Origin of the sequence: Bradyrhizobium uaiense, from assembly GCF_010811875.1 — a bacterium.
Classification (GTDB): domain Bacteria; phylum Pseudomonadota; class Alphaproteobacteria; order Rhizobiales; family Xanthobacteraceae; genus Bradyrhizobium; species Bradyrhizobium uaiense.
The window spans coordinates 21,609-36,934 of sequence record NZ_VKHP01000028.1 but is presented as its reverse complement, the minus strand read 5'-3'; the positions used below and the strand labels follow the sequence as shown (position 1 = coordinate 36,934).

Genomic DNA, 15,326 nt, shown 5'->3' with positions numbered 1-15,326 from the left:
CGGGGAACCCCGGTGCTGGTCGGCAGTTCTTACCTAGCGCACTGAATTTCATGGTGAATTTCGGTCGCCAGCGGGCCGTGGCAAGGACTCGCTAACGATGTTCCCTCAGAAAGACTTCACCTGCGATCAGTAAGAGTGCGAGCTGAAAAGGACGCGCGCTCTCACAATGCAGTTTGCAAGTCAGACGGGAGAACCGGACCAGTCGATGTCGCCGACGATCTCCGCGGCGTTGGTCGATTCCCTGTTCATGAACCCCGCGCCCATGATCTTCGGCGCCTTCGGCCCCGCCATTGCGGGCGCCGTGATTGCGTTCGTCACCGGCAATCTCCTGTCCTGGCTGTGCGTGCCGCTGTTCATCGTGGTGGGTCTGGCGCGCGCGCTGCAGATGTACCGCTACCAGCAGCGCAATTCCCGCCTCACCGTCGAAGAGTCCGTGGCCTGGGAGAAGCGCTACCGGATCGGCAGCCTCGCCTACGGCATTGCGCTCGGCCTGTGGGGCGCCGCCGTCCTGCTCACGACCAGCGACGCCGCCGCGCATATGCTCTGCGTCACCACGGTGGTCGCCTACACCTCGGCGGGGGTCGGACGGACCTTCGGCCGGCCGCAGATCTTCCACCTGCATCTGTTGATGTCGATCGGTCCCCTGATCGCCGCGCTGATGTATGTCGGTGGTCCCTATCACATCGCGTTGGCGCTGCTCAGCCTGGTGTTCTTCAGTGCCATCCGCCACCTCACCACGAGCCTGCAGCGCATCTACGTCAATGCCTGGATCGCCAAGGAGCGCGAGGCGGCGCTGGCGGGCCAGTTCGATACCGCGCTGAACAACATGCCGCACGGCCTCTGCATGTTCTCCGCCGACGGCCGCCTTGCGGTGATGAACCACCGCTTCATCGAGATGATGGAGCTGTCGGAGGATTTCGTGCAGCGCGGCGCCAGCGCGACCGATATCTGCAACGCCTGCGTGCTGTCGGGCGCGATCTCGGCCGCGGCCGCGCAGCAGATTCTCTACGAGATCGAGAGCTCGCAGCGCGGCGACATCGTCACCAGCGATCCCGATCCGGCGCAGAACCGTTCGCTCGACTGGACGTTCCAGCCGATGGCTGGCGGCGGCACCGTCGTGCTGGTCGAGGATATCACCGAGCGCAAGGACGCCGAGGCCAGGATCAGCCACCTCGCGCGCTACGACGAGCTGACCGCGCTCCCCAACCGCGTCAATTTCCGCGACGAGATCGGCCGGCTGCTCGCGATGCAGCACGGCGACCATCGCTCCGCATTGCTGTTCGTCGACCTCGACCAGTTCAAGCAGGTCAACGACACGCTCGGCCATCCCTGCGGCGACCAGCTGCTTTGCGCGGTCGCCGAGCGGCTGCGCGAGATGCTGCGGCCGGAGGATTTCGTGGCGCGGTTCGGCGGCGACGAGTTCGTCGTGTTCCAGCAGAACATCAACTCGCATGAGGATGCCGCAGCGCTGGCGCGGCGCATCGTCGACCGCCTCAGCGAGCGCTACAAGATCGACAACCACCTGGTCGAGATCGGCGCCAGCGTCGGCATCGCGATGACCGCGCCGGGCGTCGGCGCCGATACGCTATTGAAGAACGCCGACATGGCGCTCTACCGCGCCAAGGCCGATGGCCGCGGCACCTTCTGCTTCTTCCGCGACGAGATGGCGCAAACCGTCGAGGCCCGCCGCATCCTCGAGCTCGATCTGCGCAAGGCGCTGGCCAACGAGGAATTCGAGCTGTTCTACCAGCCGCTGATCAACCTGAAGTCCGGCAAGGTATCGACCTGCGAGGCGCTGTTGCGCTGGAACCATCCGGCACGCGGCACGGTCTCTCCGGTCGACATCATTCCGGTCGCCGAGGACATGGGCCTGATCGTCGACCTCGGCCGCTGGATCCTGCGCAAGGCCTGCATGGAATGCATGAAGTGGCCCGAGGCGGTCAGCGTCGCCGTCAACTTCTCGCCGCAGCAGTTCCATCAGCGCGACGTGCTGAGCGAGGTCCGCTACGCGCTCGAGGTCTCCGGCCTGCCGGCACACCGGCTGGAGATCGAGATCACCGAATCCTCGCTGCTGCACAACACCGAGCTGACCCACGACGTGCTGTCGCAGCTGCGCTCGCTCGGCGTGCGGATCTCGCTGGATGATTTCGGCACCGGCTACTCGTCGCTCAGCTACCTGCACAATTTCCCGCTGCAGAAGGTCAAGATCGACCGCTCCTTCCTCGAAGGCATCGACAGTGATCGTCCGCTGACCCTGCTGCGCGGCGTGGCTCGGCTGTCCGCGGATCTCGGCATGTCGGTCGTGGTCGAGGGCATCGAGACCAATGAACAGCTCGAACTGATCAGCGCCGACGGTGCGGTGACCGAAGCACAGGGATACCTGTTCAGCCGGCCGGTTCCCGCGGTGCGCATCCGCCAGCTGCTCAATGCCTCGCACGGCCGGCGGACCGACGAGCAGCTGCACGTGGTTCCCTCGCGCTCAATTGCTTGATCCAGCGCAATAAACTCAATCGATAGTTGTGAGAGCATCCGGCTGCACGGTTTGAAGTGCACCGTTGCGGTCGCGGGTTAACTGTATTGCCTCGATTGCTTTGACGAAAATTAAGAAGCTGTTAATCTTTTGCCACGCGCGTTGAAGTTGTTGGGTTGTTAGGGGAGTACTGCATGAGGTCCGCGGCCGAAGCCATCAAGCCCGCGTCAGGAAGGCTTGCGGACCCTCTCGACCAAGTCGACTACCGCCTCGCTCAGACCCCCGAACAGAAAGACGAAATCTACCGGCTTCGCTATCGCGCCTATCTGCGCGAGGGAGCGATCCGGCCCTCCGCCGATGAGCGCGTCGTCGATCAGTTCGACGATGCGCCGAATGCGTGGGTGTTCGGCGTCTATCTGCAGGGCGAGCTCTGCAGTTCGATCCGCATCACCGTGGCGACGCCGGAGTGGCGCTCCTCGCCGACGCTCGATGTGTTCGGCGATGTGCTGCTGCCGAAACTCGATCAGGGTCTGGTGTTCATCGACTCGACGCGCTTCGTCGCCGATCCCGAAAAGGCGCGGAACAATCCGGAACTGCCCTATGTCACCGTGCGCCTCGGCTCGACCGCGGGCGTGCATTTCAATGCCGATTACGGCCTGGCGCCGGTCCGGCCCGAGCACATGGCGTTCTACCGGCGCGTGTTCCTGCACGAGACCTGGTCGGAGCCGCGGCTCTATCCCGGGCTTGTGAAGCCGGTCGGGCTGATGGCCTCGCATCTGCCGACGGTGCGGGAGCGCGTGCTCGCGCGCTATCCGTTCCTGCGTTCCAGCGCCTTCGAGCGGCGGATGCTGTTCGACCGGGAGGGCCAGTTGCAGCCCGACGGTATTGTCCGGCCGTTCGAGCGCGCCTCGATCGTGCCGAATCCCTGAGAAAACCGGCGTCCCGATCGATTTGACGCCGACCACCTGTTGCGCAGGTCAAATTGTCCTGCAAAAGCGCCCGGTTCCCGCGAAGCTTGCCTTCCCTTCACCGTCGCGCCACATTTGCCACCCATTAACCATCGGGGGCGCTTTTCGCCATTGCTTGGCATTTGATGAGGTTCAGCAAGGTCTCGTCAAGGTTGACGGAACGTTCGCTTAACCATCGCCCTGTAGACCCAATGGACAGTACGAAGAGCGTGAGCGTGGAGGCTCCGGGAATGAAATATCTCCAGGGTATGAAGCTGGTTGCGGTTCTGGCGGTGGCGCTGTCGATGGGTGCCTGCGCCAACAAGAACCCGTTGGACGCCAATGGCGCGATCGGGGGCGCCGCGACCCCGGGCAGCCAGCAGGATTTCGTGGTCAATGTCGGCGACCGCGTGTTCTTTGAGAGCGATCAGACCGATCTCAGCCCGCAGGCGACAGCGACCCTCGACAAGCAGGCGCAGTGGCTGCAGACCTATGGCCGTTATTCCTTCACCATCGAAGGTCATGCCGACGAGCGCGGCACGCGCGAATACAACATCGCGCTCGGTGCTCGCCGTGCCCAGTCGGTTCGCGCCTATCTGGCCTCGCGCGGCATCGATCCGAGCCGCATGCGCACCATCTCCTACGGCAAGGAGCGCCCAGTCGCGGTTTGTAACGACATCTCCTGCTGGTCGCAGAACCGTCGCGCCGTCACCGTGCTGAACGCCAGCTCCTGACGCTACTCCCGAGGGATTTTTTTGAAGCCGGCGCCTTCGGGCGCCGGTTTTGTTTTTGGGCCGCGTGAAAGCCTGGCCCGCCTTCATCAAGATGAACGAAGCTGCGCGCAATTGGCCGCTTGCTTGTTCCACCGTCCGTACTAAACCGGTATCCGCGACGCTGTCCCGGATTTGAAGTGCCAGTCACAATTCCGGCGTACTCCGTCCCTCAATGTCGCTCGCTTTTCACGTCGATCTCGTCGTCAGGGCAAAATGTCATCCAGGCTTCATTTTCTTTCCTCCGCCGCGGCGATCGCGGCGTTGTTCGCGGTTTCTGTTCCGGCTTTTGCTCAATCCGACGATTCTGACGCCGAAATGCGGATCGAGCGGCTCGAAAACCAACTGCGGCAGCTGACCGGCCAGAACGAGGAGCTGCAGTACCGCAACCGCCAGCTCGAGGAGCGGCTGCGCCAGCTTGGCGGCCAGCCGCCCGGCGCTCCTGGACAGGCTCCGGCAGGTCAACCCAATGTCGCGGCCGTGCCGCCGGCGCAGCAGCCGCAGGGCTACCCGCAAGCTCAGCCGGGCTACCCCCAGCCGCAGCAGGGATATGGCCAGCCACAGCAAGGATACGGCCGGCAGCCGCAGGGCGGCTATGACCAGCAACAGATCGCTGCGCCCGCGCCGATCGTGCAGGAGCCGGCGCCGTCTGCGGCTCCCGGCCGCCGCGGTCGCGGCGATGCTTTCGATCCGAACCAGAATCCGAACGCTCCGGGCGCTCCGCGCGTACTCGGTGGTGGCGGGCAGATGCCGATGCAGGGCGATGCGGCGGTCGGTGCACCCGGCGGGCGCGGGGCGGGCGAGCCGCTCAATCTCGGCAACACCAGCCCGCAGCGTGGTGCCCCCGGCGCAACCGCGGCCCTGACAACGTTGCCGCCGTCGGCGACGTCGAAGGACGAGTTCGACCTCGGCATCGGCTACATGCAGCGCAAGGACTACGCGCTCGCCGAAGAGACGATGAAGAACTTTGCCCAGAAATATCCGAGCGATCCTCTGGTGGCGGACTCGCAATACTGGCTCGGCGAAAGCTATTTCCAGCGCCAGCAATATCGCGACGCCGCGGAAACCTTCCTCGGCGTGACCACCAAGTTCGACAAGTCCGCGAAGGCGCCCGACGCCCTGCTGCGACTTGGCCAGTCGCTGGCGGCGCTGAAGGAAAAGGAAGCCGCCTGCGCCGCGTTCGGCGAGATCGCGCGGAAATATCCGCGCGCGTCCGGCGGGGTCAAGGCTACGGTTGACCGCGAGCAGAAGCGCGTGAAGTGCTAAACCAGCGCGCGGAGGCCGCTTCCGGCCTTTCCGCAACAAGCTGGTTTTGCGATGCCTGACGACCGATCCGCCATCCCGGCACGGGACGCCAAGCGCCTGTTCGCAGGCCTCGCGCGTGCACCGGCGATTGTGCTCGCGGTGTCCGGCGGTCCCGATTCAGTCGCGCTGATGTGGCTGGCCGCGCGCTGGCGCCGCGCGCTTGCGTCAGGACCGCAACTGGTCGCCATCACCGTCGATCACGGCCTGCGTCCTGAAGCGGCGCGCGAGGCGCGCGACGTCAAGCAGCTGGCGCGAAGCCTCGACCTGCCGCATCACACGCTGCGCTGGCGCGGGCCCAAGCCGGGGACCGGCGTGCCCGCGGCCGCGCGTGAGGCGCGCTATCGCCTGCTCGCGCAAGCCGCGCGCAGGCACGGCGCCACGCACATCCTGACCGCCCACACCCGTGACGATCAAGCCGAGACGCTGTTGATGCGGATGCTGCGTGGCAGCGGCGTCGCGGGCCTCTCGGCGATGGCGCGCGAGATTGAGCGCGACGGCGTTTTGCTGACGCGGCCGCTGCTCGATATCTCCAAGGCGCAGCTGATCGCGACGCTGAAGAAGGCACGCATCGGCTTTGCCGACGATCCGACCAATCACGATCCGGCCTTCACGCGGCCGCGGCTGCGCGCGTTGATGCCGATGCTGGCGGAGGAGGGCGGCGATGCGCGGAACCTGGCACGGCTTGCCGCGCGGATCGCACGAGCCAATGTCGCGCTGGAGGTGCTGGTCGATGGCGCTGAGCGCTATCTCGCGTTGAAAGATGAGGATAACCCGCGCACCGGCTTCGACGCTGCGCTGTTTGCAGTGATGCCCGAGGAAATCCGCCTGCGTCTGCTCAAGCGCGCCATCGATCGTACCGGACATGAAGGGCCGGCCGAACTCGGCAAGGTCGAAACCCTGCTCGCGGCGGTGGATGCGGCCTTGGATGGGACCTTCGGACAACGCGAATCCAAGCTGAAACAGACCCTTGCCGGAGCGGTCATTAGCGTCGCCTCCGGCCGCATCAGGATCGAGCCGGCGCCGCCGCGCCGGGCGCGTTCCCGCTGAGCCGGGTTCGATTGCTTCAATCGCTGTCATAAACCGGCAAGGAGGCTTAACCACCCCGGAAAAACACCGGATTCGACGCCATTTTTTGACCGGGAATCGGGCTAGGATGCGGTAAATAGTCGTGCGTGGTTCCCTTGGCATCGACCCCAGCGGCACCTAGATTGTAGGCATCGACGGGATGGATTCCCTGGGGATTCCCACAGAGCCTGCCCAAGGATAGAGAGAGGCCGCGATCCGCGCGACCACGAAGGAAGACCATGAACGCCAATCTGCGGAATTTCGCCCTCTGGGTCATCATTGTCCTGCTGTTGCTGGCGTTGTTCACGCTTTTCCAGAATCCCGGTCAGCGTTCGTCGTCTTCCGACATCTCGTTCTCGCAGCTTCTCACTGAAGTCGATCAGGGCCATGTCCGCGACGTCGTGATCCAGGGCCCGGAGATTCACGGCACCTTCAACAACGGCACGAGCTTCCAGACCTACGCGCCGAGCGACCCGTCGCTCGTGAAGCGCCTCTATGACGCCAAGGTGCAGATCACCGCGAAGGCGCCCGGCGACAACGTGCCGTGGTTCGTCTCGCTGCTCGTCTCCTGGTTGCCGTTCATCGCGCTGATCGGCGTCTGGATATTCCTGTCGCGGCAGATGCAGGGCGGCGCCGGCAAGGCGATGGGCTTCGGTAAGTCGCGCGCCAAGATGCTGACCGAGGCGCATGGCCGCGTCACCTTCGAGGACGTCGCGGGTGTCGACGAGGCCAAGCAGGATCTGCAGGAGATCGTCGAATTCCTCCGCGACCCCGGCAAATTCCAGCGGCTCGGCGGCCGCATTCCGCGCGGCGTGCTGCTGGTTGGCCCTCCCGGCACCGGCAAGACGCTGATCGCGCGCGCGGTCGCGGGCGAAGCCAACGTGCCGTTCTTCACCATCTCCGGTTCCGACTTCGTCGAAATGTTCGTCGGCGTCGGCGCGAGCCGTGTCCGCGATATGTTCGAGCAGGCCAAGAAGAACGCGCCGTGCATCATCTTCATCGACGAAATCGACGCGGTCGGTCGTCATCGCGGCGCCGGCCTCGGCGGCGGCAATGACGAGCGCGAGCAGACGCTGAATCAGTTGCTGGTCGAGATGGACGGCTTCGAGGCGAATGAAGGCGTGATCCTGATCGCTGCGACCAACCGTCCCGACGTGCTCGATCCCGCGCTGCTGCGCCCGGGCCGCTTCGACCGCCAGGTCGTGGTGCCGAACCCGGACGTCGTCGGTCGCGAGCAGATCCTCAAGGTTCACGTCCGCAAGGTGCCGCTGGCGCCGGATATCAACCTCAAGACCATCGCGCGCGGCACGCCGGGCTTCTCGGGCGCCGACCTGATGAACCTCGTCAACGAGGCTGCTCTGACCGCCGCCCGCCGCAACAAGCGGATGGTGACGCAGGCCGAGTTCGAAGAGGCCAAGGACAAGGTGATGATGGGCGCCGAGCGCAAGTCGCTCGTCATGACCGAGGAAGAGAAGTTGCTGACGGCCTATCACGAGGGCGGTCACGCCATCGTCGGCCTCAACGTCGTCGCGACCGATCCGATCCACAAGGCGACCATCATTCCGCGCGGCCGTGCGCTGGGCATGGTGATGCAGCTGCCGGAGCGCGACAAGCTCTCGATGTCGCTGGAGCAGATGACCTCGCGCCTCGCCATCATGATGGGTGGCCGTGTCGCGGAAGAGCTGATCTTCGGCCGCGAGAAGGTGACCTCGGGCGCCGCCTCCGACATCGAGCAGGCGACCCGCCTCGCTCGCATGATGGTGACGCGCTGGGGCCTGTCGGAAGAGCTCGGCACCGTCTCCTACGGCGAGAACCAGGACGAGGTGTTCCTCGGCATGTCGGTCTCGCGCACACAGAACGCGTCGGAGGCGACCGTCCAGAAGATCGATTCCGAGATCAGGCGTCTGGTCGAGGAGGGCTACCAGGAGGCGACCAAGATTCTCACCGAGAAGCGCGACGATCTCGAAGCACTGGCCAAGGGCCTGCTCGAGTTCGAGACGCTGACCGGCGACGAGATCATCGACCTGCTGAAGGGCAAGAAGCCGAACCGCGAGTCGGTGCTGGAGCCGTCGACGCCGCGCGCGTCCGCCGTGCCGCCGGCCGGCAAGCCGCGCCCGCGTCCTGATCCGGACACCGGCATGGAGCCGCAGCCGCAGGCGTAAGCCGCGCCTGCCATGGCCGGCAGCCCCGGCAAACCGATTGTGCAAAAGCTCGGCCTCAAGCCGGGCTTTTGTATTTTTGTCGACGGGTTGTCCGTCCCCTATGGCGATGTGGTCGGCGCATTGCCCGCCGATGTGCGGATCGCGAAGACGGCGCGGGCGCCGCTCGATGCCGTGCATCTGTTCGCCGCCGAGGCGAGGGGGCTCGCCGCCAGGCTGCGGCACTACCGGGAGGCGATCGCGCCGGACGGCATGATCTGGGTGTCGTGGCCGAAGAAGAGCACGGGCGTCGCGACCGATCTCGACGACAGGGCCGTGCGCGAGGCCGGGCTCGCGGCCGGCCTGGTCGACATCAAGGTCTGCGCCGTCGATGCGGTGTGGTCGGGGCTGAAATTCGTGATCCCCGTCAAGGAGCGCGGCAGGCGCTGAGATCGCTGCGCCGAATAGGCTTGGCCGCGGTTGGAGCGCCGTGGCACCCTCGCGCCAAGTCGCTGGACGGCACGGTCGCGCCTTACTCAGAGCGCGGCAGGAAAACGGGGAGGGGTGGCCGATGCGCGAGGCATTCAAACCCGTCATCCTGAGGAGCCGCGAAGCGGCGTCTCGAAGGATCGACGGCCCGGCTGGTGGCCGATTCATCCTTCGAGGCTCGCTCCGCTCGCACCTCCAGCGACAAAGGCGAAGCCCTTGCGCGGGGATGACGGTGAAGGCAATGCAGTTGAGGCTAGTTCGAGCTCGCCGCCGGCGTCGCTGCGCCGGTCCTCTCATCCGATCGCACGTGGATGACGGCGATGTCGTCCTTGTACAGCCGTTTCCAGCCCTTGAGGTGGTCCAGCGCGTTTCCGGCCGGAGAGTCCGAACTCAGCAGCGTGGCGTCGATCCGGTATTTGTCGAGCAGGTCGAGCAGCTGTCCGACGTCGCGGGCGTCGAGCGCGGCGTAATAGTCGAGCACGAATTGCTCGCCGTACAGTTCGGCGCGGCCGTCGATGAACACCTTCACGTCGCGGCTCACCATGTAGCCGCCGAACGGCGCGGTGCTGAACACGCGCTGCGCCTTGTGCTGCTGGAGGACGTCGACCGCGGCAACGGGCGAGACCGCCGGGAGGAACTTGAACTCGTGCTGTGCGACGAACATCGTCGTCGTCACCCACGCTCCGATCACCATCGCGATGACAGCCAGGATCGTGACGACAGGGACCGAGCGGGCCTCCTCGAAGCGGGAGGCGGCTGCGCCTGCATTTCCCCATTGTTCTGATATCGGCTTGGCGAGCACCAGCGGCGCGATGAACGCGAACACCTCGATGTTGCGGACGTGACTCAGCGCCATCCAGATCAGGCCGAGCAGCAGCAGAATCCGCGGCACCGACAGGGTCAGTCTGCGATAGGTGATGAGCCCGATCAGGCCGAGCAGCGTGGCTTCGAAGAAACTGGGCTTGCTGAAATCCGCGGGCTTCCATTCCCCGATCAGTGTCAGCAGCTTGCCGAGGCTGAGGATTTTGGTCGCGCCCATGAGGCTATTCCAGCCGTAAGGCGTCACGCAGCTCGCAGCGAGGGCGGCGAGGCCGAACAGTCCCCATCGTGCGACGAGCTGACGGCGGCGGCTGGGCTCCGCGCTCCAGATCGCCTCCAGTCCGATCGGTCCGATCAGCGCCAGGCCGAGAACGAAGCCGCCATGCAGATTGGCCCATAGTGTCATCAGCGGCAGCAGCCACCATGACGGCGAGGTGCGGCGATCCGCAGCCGACATCAGGCCGCCGATGAACGCCAGCAACACCGGCAGCGCCAGCATGTGCGGCCGCGCGAGGAAGTGGATCGTCGACAACAGCAGCGCCAGCGCCGCGATCAGCAGCGCACGCGCCGGATCGAAATGCGGGCTCAACAGATGCAGGAAGACCGCGACCGTCGCGCCGATCGCGATCGACGTCAGGATGACCGGCCCGGCCCAATCGCCGCCGTACACGAGGGCGTACACCACCTGCGACAGCCACGAGCTCGAAATCCAGGGCTCGCCGAAACGGGTGAACGAGAACACGTCTGACGTCGGCATCGCGCCGTGGTCGAGGATCCACTGGCCGACCCTGATCTGCCACATCGTGTCGGTATCGCGCAGCTGGATCTCGCCGGCCGAGAGATAGAACAGATAGGCGCCGACGGCGGCGCAGAGCGGCAGCAGTCCTCGTGCCGCATTGCGGCTGCTCACGCTGCTGGTGACGGACAGTGACATGCGCTTTCTTGGTTCGGCCGGGGACATCCAGAGGCAACGCCACGCGTGACGCTAGCGGCGCACTCGACCACGGCTTCCGATAAATTCGGGTAAATGCGGCCCCGGGATCGCGCGGCCTGCGCGAGATCGGATGTCTCGATTGCGAGCAATCATCTTAGCTTGCGATTTACCATCGCAGTCCTGATCCGATCCTGCGGATTGCCGGAAGCTAGCGATATCTCGGCGATTCCGGTCGGTCAGGGCCTCCCTTGGGCCGGAGTGCCGCCGGCTCAATCCGAGGTGGCACGCGGCTGTCGCAAAATCCTTACAATTCCACCTTGTCATTCAGTCTGAATAGTTGTTCACTTCTTCAGACGGTTGCGGGATCAATCGTTCAAAACATTGAAGACGCGTGTGTTCTGCCGGTGGGCGCCGGCCGGGGCGCACGGTGGGGGGACGGAACGCCATGGTCTATCGGCGAACTCATCAGGTCGTGAAGCGGCTGGCTGCCCGGCGCAGCGCCATCCTGTCGGCTGCGCGCGACGCGGCGGCGGCGGGCGGCATGGCGGCCGTGCAGATCGCACCCGTCGCGGTGCGGGCCAATGTCGCAGCGGGGACGGTCTATCGCTATTTCCCGTCGAAGGCGGAGCTGATCTCGGAATTGATCACGGAGGTCTCGCGCGACGAGCTGTCCGCGATCCGCCGCGCCGCCGATGCCGCGCCCGGGCCATCGTCGGCACTGGCTGCCGCGGTGACGACGATTGCGGTCCACGTGCTGTCGCAGCGCAAGCTCGCCTGGGGCATCCTGGCCGAGCCCGTCGATGTCGACGTCACCGCCTCGCGCCTCGCCAGCCGCCGCGATATTTCCGGCGAGCTCGCCATGCGCATCGACGCCGCCGTGCGTGCCGGGCATCTGCCGGCGCAGGATACGGCGCTGGCCGCCACCGCCTTGCTCGGCGCGCTGCACGAGGCGCTGGTCGGTCCGCTGGCACCAAGCAATCTCGAGGATCCGATCAAGCTGCGCGATGCGGTGCAGACCGTGACGCTGCTTGCATTGCGCGCGGTCGGTGTGATGGACGCGCGCGCGCGCGGTCTCGTGGTGCAGGCGACGACCCCGGCGAAGGCGCTGGTCGGGGCTTAACATTCAGGCGCGCGGCGAACACTTCTGTCGCATAGGCGTTGTAGCTTTGCGGGCTGGGTTCAACCAACCTCTGGGAGCAACAGATGACGACGACCCATGGTTCGGCCAAATGGCAGGGCGGCATCAAGGACGGCAAGGGCGCGATCTCGACCAAGAGCGGCGCGCTCTCGGATTATCCCTACGGCTTCGCCAGCCGCTTCGAGGGCAAGCCCGGATCGAACCCCGAAGAGCTGATCGGCGCGGCGCACGCCGCCTGCTTCACGATGGCGCTGTCGCTGATCCTCGGCGAAGCCAAGCTCACTGCGGAGCACATGGAGACCAAGGCCGACGTGACCCTGGAGAAGGTCGCCGACGGCTTTGCCATCACCGCGATACACCTGACGCTATCGGCGAAGATCCCGGGCGCCGATAACGCGGCATTCCAGGAGCTGGCGGGCAAGGCCAAAGCCGGATGTCCGGTGTCGAAGCTGCTCAACACCAGGATCACGCTCGACGCATCGTTGCAGGGCTGATCGTCGCGCCCACTGCCGGGCGCGCTGATGCGTGGCCCGGCACGGAGGAAATGATCGTCAGATCTGCGCGTCGCCGTTCGGCCCGACCGAGGCGATGCGCAGCATGTTGGTGGTACCGGGCGCGCGCAGCGGCACGCCGGCGACGATGATGACGCGCTGGCCGGCCTTGGCAAAGCCGTCGCGGAATGCAATCGAGCCGGCGCGGTCGACCATGTCGTCGAGATCGTGCGCGTCCTCGGCCACCACGCAATGCACACCCCACACCACTGACAGCTTGCGGCCGGTGGCAAGATTCGGCGTGATCGCGACCACCGGCACCTTGGGCCGCTCGCGCGCCACGCGGATGCCGGTCGAGCCCGACGACGTCCAGCAAATGATCGCCGACAGATCGAGCGTCTCGGCGATCTGCCGCGCGGCGTCGGCGATGGCATCGCCGACCGTCGGCTCCGGATCGACGCGCTGCGCGTTGATCACGTTGCGATAGGTCGGGTCGCGCTCCACTTCCTCGCCGATGCGGTTCATGGTCGAGACCGCCTCGACCGGGAATTTGCCGGCAGCGGATTCCGCCGACAGCATGATGGCGTCGGCGCCTTCGTAGACCGCGGTGGCGACGTCGGAGACCTCGGCGCGGGTCGGCACCGGCGCCTGGATCATCGATTCCAGCATCTGGGTCGCGACCACCACAGGCCTGCCGGCGCGCCGCGCCATCCGGATCATCTGCTTCTGCAGGCTCGGCACCCGCTCCAGCGGCAGCTCGACGCCGAGATCGCCGCGCGCCACCATCAGCGCGTCCGCCGCATCGATGATGTCGGCGAGGCGATCGATGGCCTGCGGTTTCTCGATCTTGGCCATCACGGCGGCGCGGCCGCGGATCATCTTCTTGGCTTCGAGCACGTCCTCGGCACGCTGCACAAAGGACAGCGCGACCCAGTCGATCCCCTCCGGCAGCGCGGCCTCGAGGTCGGCGCGGTCCTTCGGGGTCATCGCCGAGACCGGCAGATCGGTGTCGGGCAGGCTGACGCCCTTGCGGTCCGACATCTTGCCGCCGATCACCACGCGCGTCACCGCACGCTCGGGCGAGGTCTCCTCGGCAATGAGGCGGACCTTGCCGTCGTCGAGCAACAGGGCGTGGCCCGGGCGGAGCGCGGCGAGGATCTCCGGATGCGGAAGCTGGACACGGCTGTTGTCGCCCAGTGCCTTGTCGGAATCCAGAATGAAGCTCTGGCCGTTCTTGAGCTGGGTCGAGCCTTCCGCGAAGGAGCCGAGCCGCAGCTTCGGCCCCTGCAGGTCGACCAGGATGCCGATCGGCCGGCCGTAGCTCGATTCGACATTGCGGATGGTCTTGACCAGTTCCCGCATCTTGTCATGCGGGGTGTGGCTCATGTTGATGCGGAAGACGTCGGCGCCCGCCTCGAACAGCTTGCGGATCATCGCGCTGTCCGAGGAGGCCGGGCCGAGCGTTGCGAGGATCTTGATTCGGCGCAGTCGTCTCATGGCTTGTTTCCGGGCGTTGCGGCTGGCGGCAGACCCGGCGCGCCCGGCGGTGCTGCGCCCGGCGGCGGGTTCGGCAGGCCTGGCATCGCCCCGGGGCTTCCCGGGCCGACGCCGCCCGGCATTCCCGGTACTTTCTGCGGCTGTTGTTCGTTGGCTTCGGTCAGTTGGACGGTCCATGCACGCTGCTCGCCGGTGTCGACCTCGAAGAAGCCGGTGCGGTCAAAACCGCGCGCTAGGCAATTCTCGGTACCCTTGATGGTGAATTCCTTGTCGCGCGAGCACATGAAGGCCTGGCCGGACCATTCACCGCCGCGATCATAGTCGAGAGCGTAGATGTAGTAATAGCGTGCGACAAGGTTGCCGCGCAGCAGGGTCTCGCAGGTCCGCGACGACACGTTCCACCAGCCTTCCGTGGTCCAGCCCTCGGCGTCCTTGTAGCCCAGCGCGATCCCGACGCGGCTCGATGTGTTGTTGCAGAGCCGGAAATCGGCGGCCGCCGGGCTCGTCCACAGGCACGCCGCAACGAGCGCCAGCCCCGGAAGGAGGCCGGCGAGGGTCAGGCGGATATTGCGGGGAGTTGAGGCGAGAGAATCTATTGGGCTCATGCGGCGAAGCTATATCAAATCATTGACGATTTCGCGTGTCCGGCAGGCACAGTCAACGGGCGGGCGCCCGTCTCCCACAGGGTGGGATCGCGGCACGTCTGGCCGAACCGGTCCATTTTGCGCGCCGATATGGCAAAATCTGTGACAATTCCCATCTGATATCAATATGGTGAGCGCCACAGCCGGGATCACGAAAATGAGCATTGACGACAAAACCAGAACGGAACTTGAGGCCGCGGTCTTCCGGCGCCTCGTCAATCATCTGCGCAACCGGACCGATGTGCAGAACATCGACCTGATGAACCTGGCCGGCTTCTGCCGCAATTGCCTGTCCAACTGGATGAAGGAAGAGGCCGACGCCAAGGGCCTTGCGGTGAGCAAGGACGAGAGCCGTGAGGCGGTCTACGGCATGCCCTATGAGGAATGGAAGGCGAAGCATCAGGGCAGCGCGACGCCGGAGCAGCTTGCGGCGATGAAGAAGGCCCAAAGCGGGCATTAAATCTCACTCTATGTGACATCCGTTCCGTGGCTCTCAGCATCTCCTGTGGGCGCGCTGTGGATGAGCGCGATGTTTCCTTGACGGAACGCGCTCCAAAATCGAGGGTCGCCCGCGACAAGCGGTGCGCGTGGCGCGTATTCGCGCGACATTTCATTGCCA

Annotated in this window: 13 protein-coding genes; 10 read left to right on the top strand and 3 right to left on the bottom strand. The window is 65.6% G+C overall.

Translation table 11 applies throughout. The features are described 5' to 3' along the window. Window positions 1-166 precede the first annotated feature (166 nt). The 7 genes from FNJ47_RS09985 to FNJ47_RS09955 all read left to right on the top strand — a co-directional run bounded on the left by FNJ47_RS09985 (window position 167) and on the right by FNJ47_RS09955 (window position 9,145). Window positions 167-2,491 carry a putative bifunctional diguanylate cyclase/phosphodiesterase gene (locus tag FNJ47_RS09985; RefSeq protein WP_163152907.1) on the top strand — a complete coding sequence of 775 codons (2,325 nt, stop codon included), beginning with the start codon at window positions 167-169 and terminating at the stop codon, window positions 2,489-2,491. Between the two features lie 173 nt (window positions 2,492-2,664). Further along, window positions 2,665-3,399, top strand: a complete 735-nt coding sequence (locus tag FNJ47_RS09980) for an N-acyl amino acid synthase FeeM domain-containing protein (protein ID WP_163152906.1) — start codon at window positions 2,665-2,667, stop codon at window positions 3,397-3,399. 269 nt (window positions 3,400-3,668) lie between these two features. Continuing rightward, window positions 3,669-4,151, top strand: coding sequence for a peptidoglycan-associated lipoprotein Pal (pal, locus tag FNJ47_RS09975; RefSeq protein WP_163152905.1), 483 nt, complete (start codon window positions 3,669-3,671; stop codon window positions 4,149-4,151). Window positions 4,152-4,403: 252 nt separating this feature from the next. After that, window positions 4,404-5,453 (top strand): tol-pal system protein YbgF, encoded by a 1,050-nt coding sequence (gene ybgF / locus FNJ47_RS09970; RefSeq protein WP_163152904.1) that lies wholly within the window; start codon window positions 4,404-4,406, stop codon window positions 5,451-5,453. Between the two features lie 51 nt (window positions 5,454-5,504). Beyond that, a complete protein-coding gene (gene tilS / locus FNJ47_RS09965; RefSeq protein ID WP_163152903.1) occupies window positions 5,505-6,539 on the top strand; it encodes a tRNA lysidine(34) synthetase TilS in 1,035 nt (344 codons plus the stop codon). A 257-nt stretch (window positions 6,540-6,796) separates the two neighbouring features. Continuing rightward, entirely contained in the window at window positions 6,797-8,719 is a 1,923-nt protein-coding gene (gene ftsH / locus FNJ47_RS09960; RefSeq protein WP_163152902.1) for an ATP-dependent zinc metalloprotease FtsH, read from the top strand. A gap of 12 nt (window positions 8,720-8,731) precedes the next feature. Beyond that, window positions 8,732-9,145: a DUF3052 family protein gene (locus tag FNJ47_RS09955; RefSeq protein WP_163152901.1), complete on the top strand. Its 414-nt coding sequence runs from the start codon at window positions 8,732-8,734 to the stop codon at window positions 9,143-9,145. Between the two features lie 292 nt (window positions 9,146-9,437). Here FNJ47_RS09955 and FNJ47_RS09950 read toward each other — a convergent pair whose 3' ends face one another. Continuing rightward, entirely contained in the window at window positions 9,438-10,937 is a 1,500-nt protein-coding gene (locus tag FNJ47_RS09950; RefSeq protein WP_163152900.1) for a hypothetical protein, read from the bottom strand. Window positions 10,938-11,382: 445 nt separating this feature from the next. On the opposite strand from FNJ47_RS09950, the gene FNJ47_RS09945 reads away from it, so the two are divergent. After that, the gene (locus FNJ47_RS09945; protein WP_163152899.1) at window positions 11,383-12,057 is read left to right on the top strand and encodes a TetR/AcrR family transcriptional regulator; all 675 of its coding nucleotides are present in this window, start codon (window positions 11,383-11,385) and stop codon (window positions 12,055-12,057) included. Window positions 12,058-12,140: 83 nt separating this feature from the next. After that, complete coding sequence (locus FNJ47_RS09940; protein WP_163152898.1) at window positions 12,141-12,569, top strand: OsmC family protein; 429 nt, start codon at window positions 12,141-12,143, stop codon at window positions 12,567-12,569. A 57-nt stretch (window positions 12,570-12,626) separates the two neighbouring features. Here the strand turns inward: FNJ47_RS09940 and pyk are convergent, their stop codons facing one another. Further along, the gene (gene pyk / locus FNJ47_RS09935) at window positions 12,627-14,063 is read right to left on the bottom strand and encodes a pyruvate kinase (RefSeq protein WP_163152897.1); all 1,437 of its coding nucleotides are present in this window, start codon (window positions 14,061-14,063) and stop codon (window positions 12,627-12,629) included. After that, window positions 14,060-14,668 carry a DUF1036 domain-containing protein gene (locus tag FNJ47_RS09930; RefSeq protein WP_163152896.1) on the bottom strand — a complete coding sequence of 203 codons (609 nt, stop codon included), beginning with the start codon at window positions 14,666-14,668 and terminating at the stop codon, window positions 14,060-14,062. Before FNJ47_RS09930 ends, pyk begins: the two co-directional genes overlap by 4 nt. A gap of 196 nt (window positions 14,669-14,864) precedes the next feature. On the opposite strand from FNJ47_RS09930, the gene FNJ47_RS09925 reads away from it, so the two are divergent. After that, on the top strand, window positions 14,865-15,167 hold the full coding sequence (locus FNJ47_RS09925; RefSeq protein ID WP_163152895.1) for a DUF1244 domain-containing protein: 303 nt from the start codon (window positions 14,865-14,867) through the stop codon (window positions 15,165-15,167). Window positions 15,168-15,326: the final 159 nt, after the last annotated feature.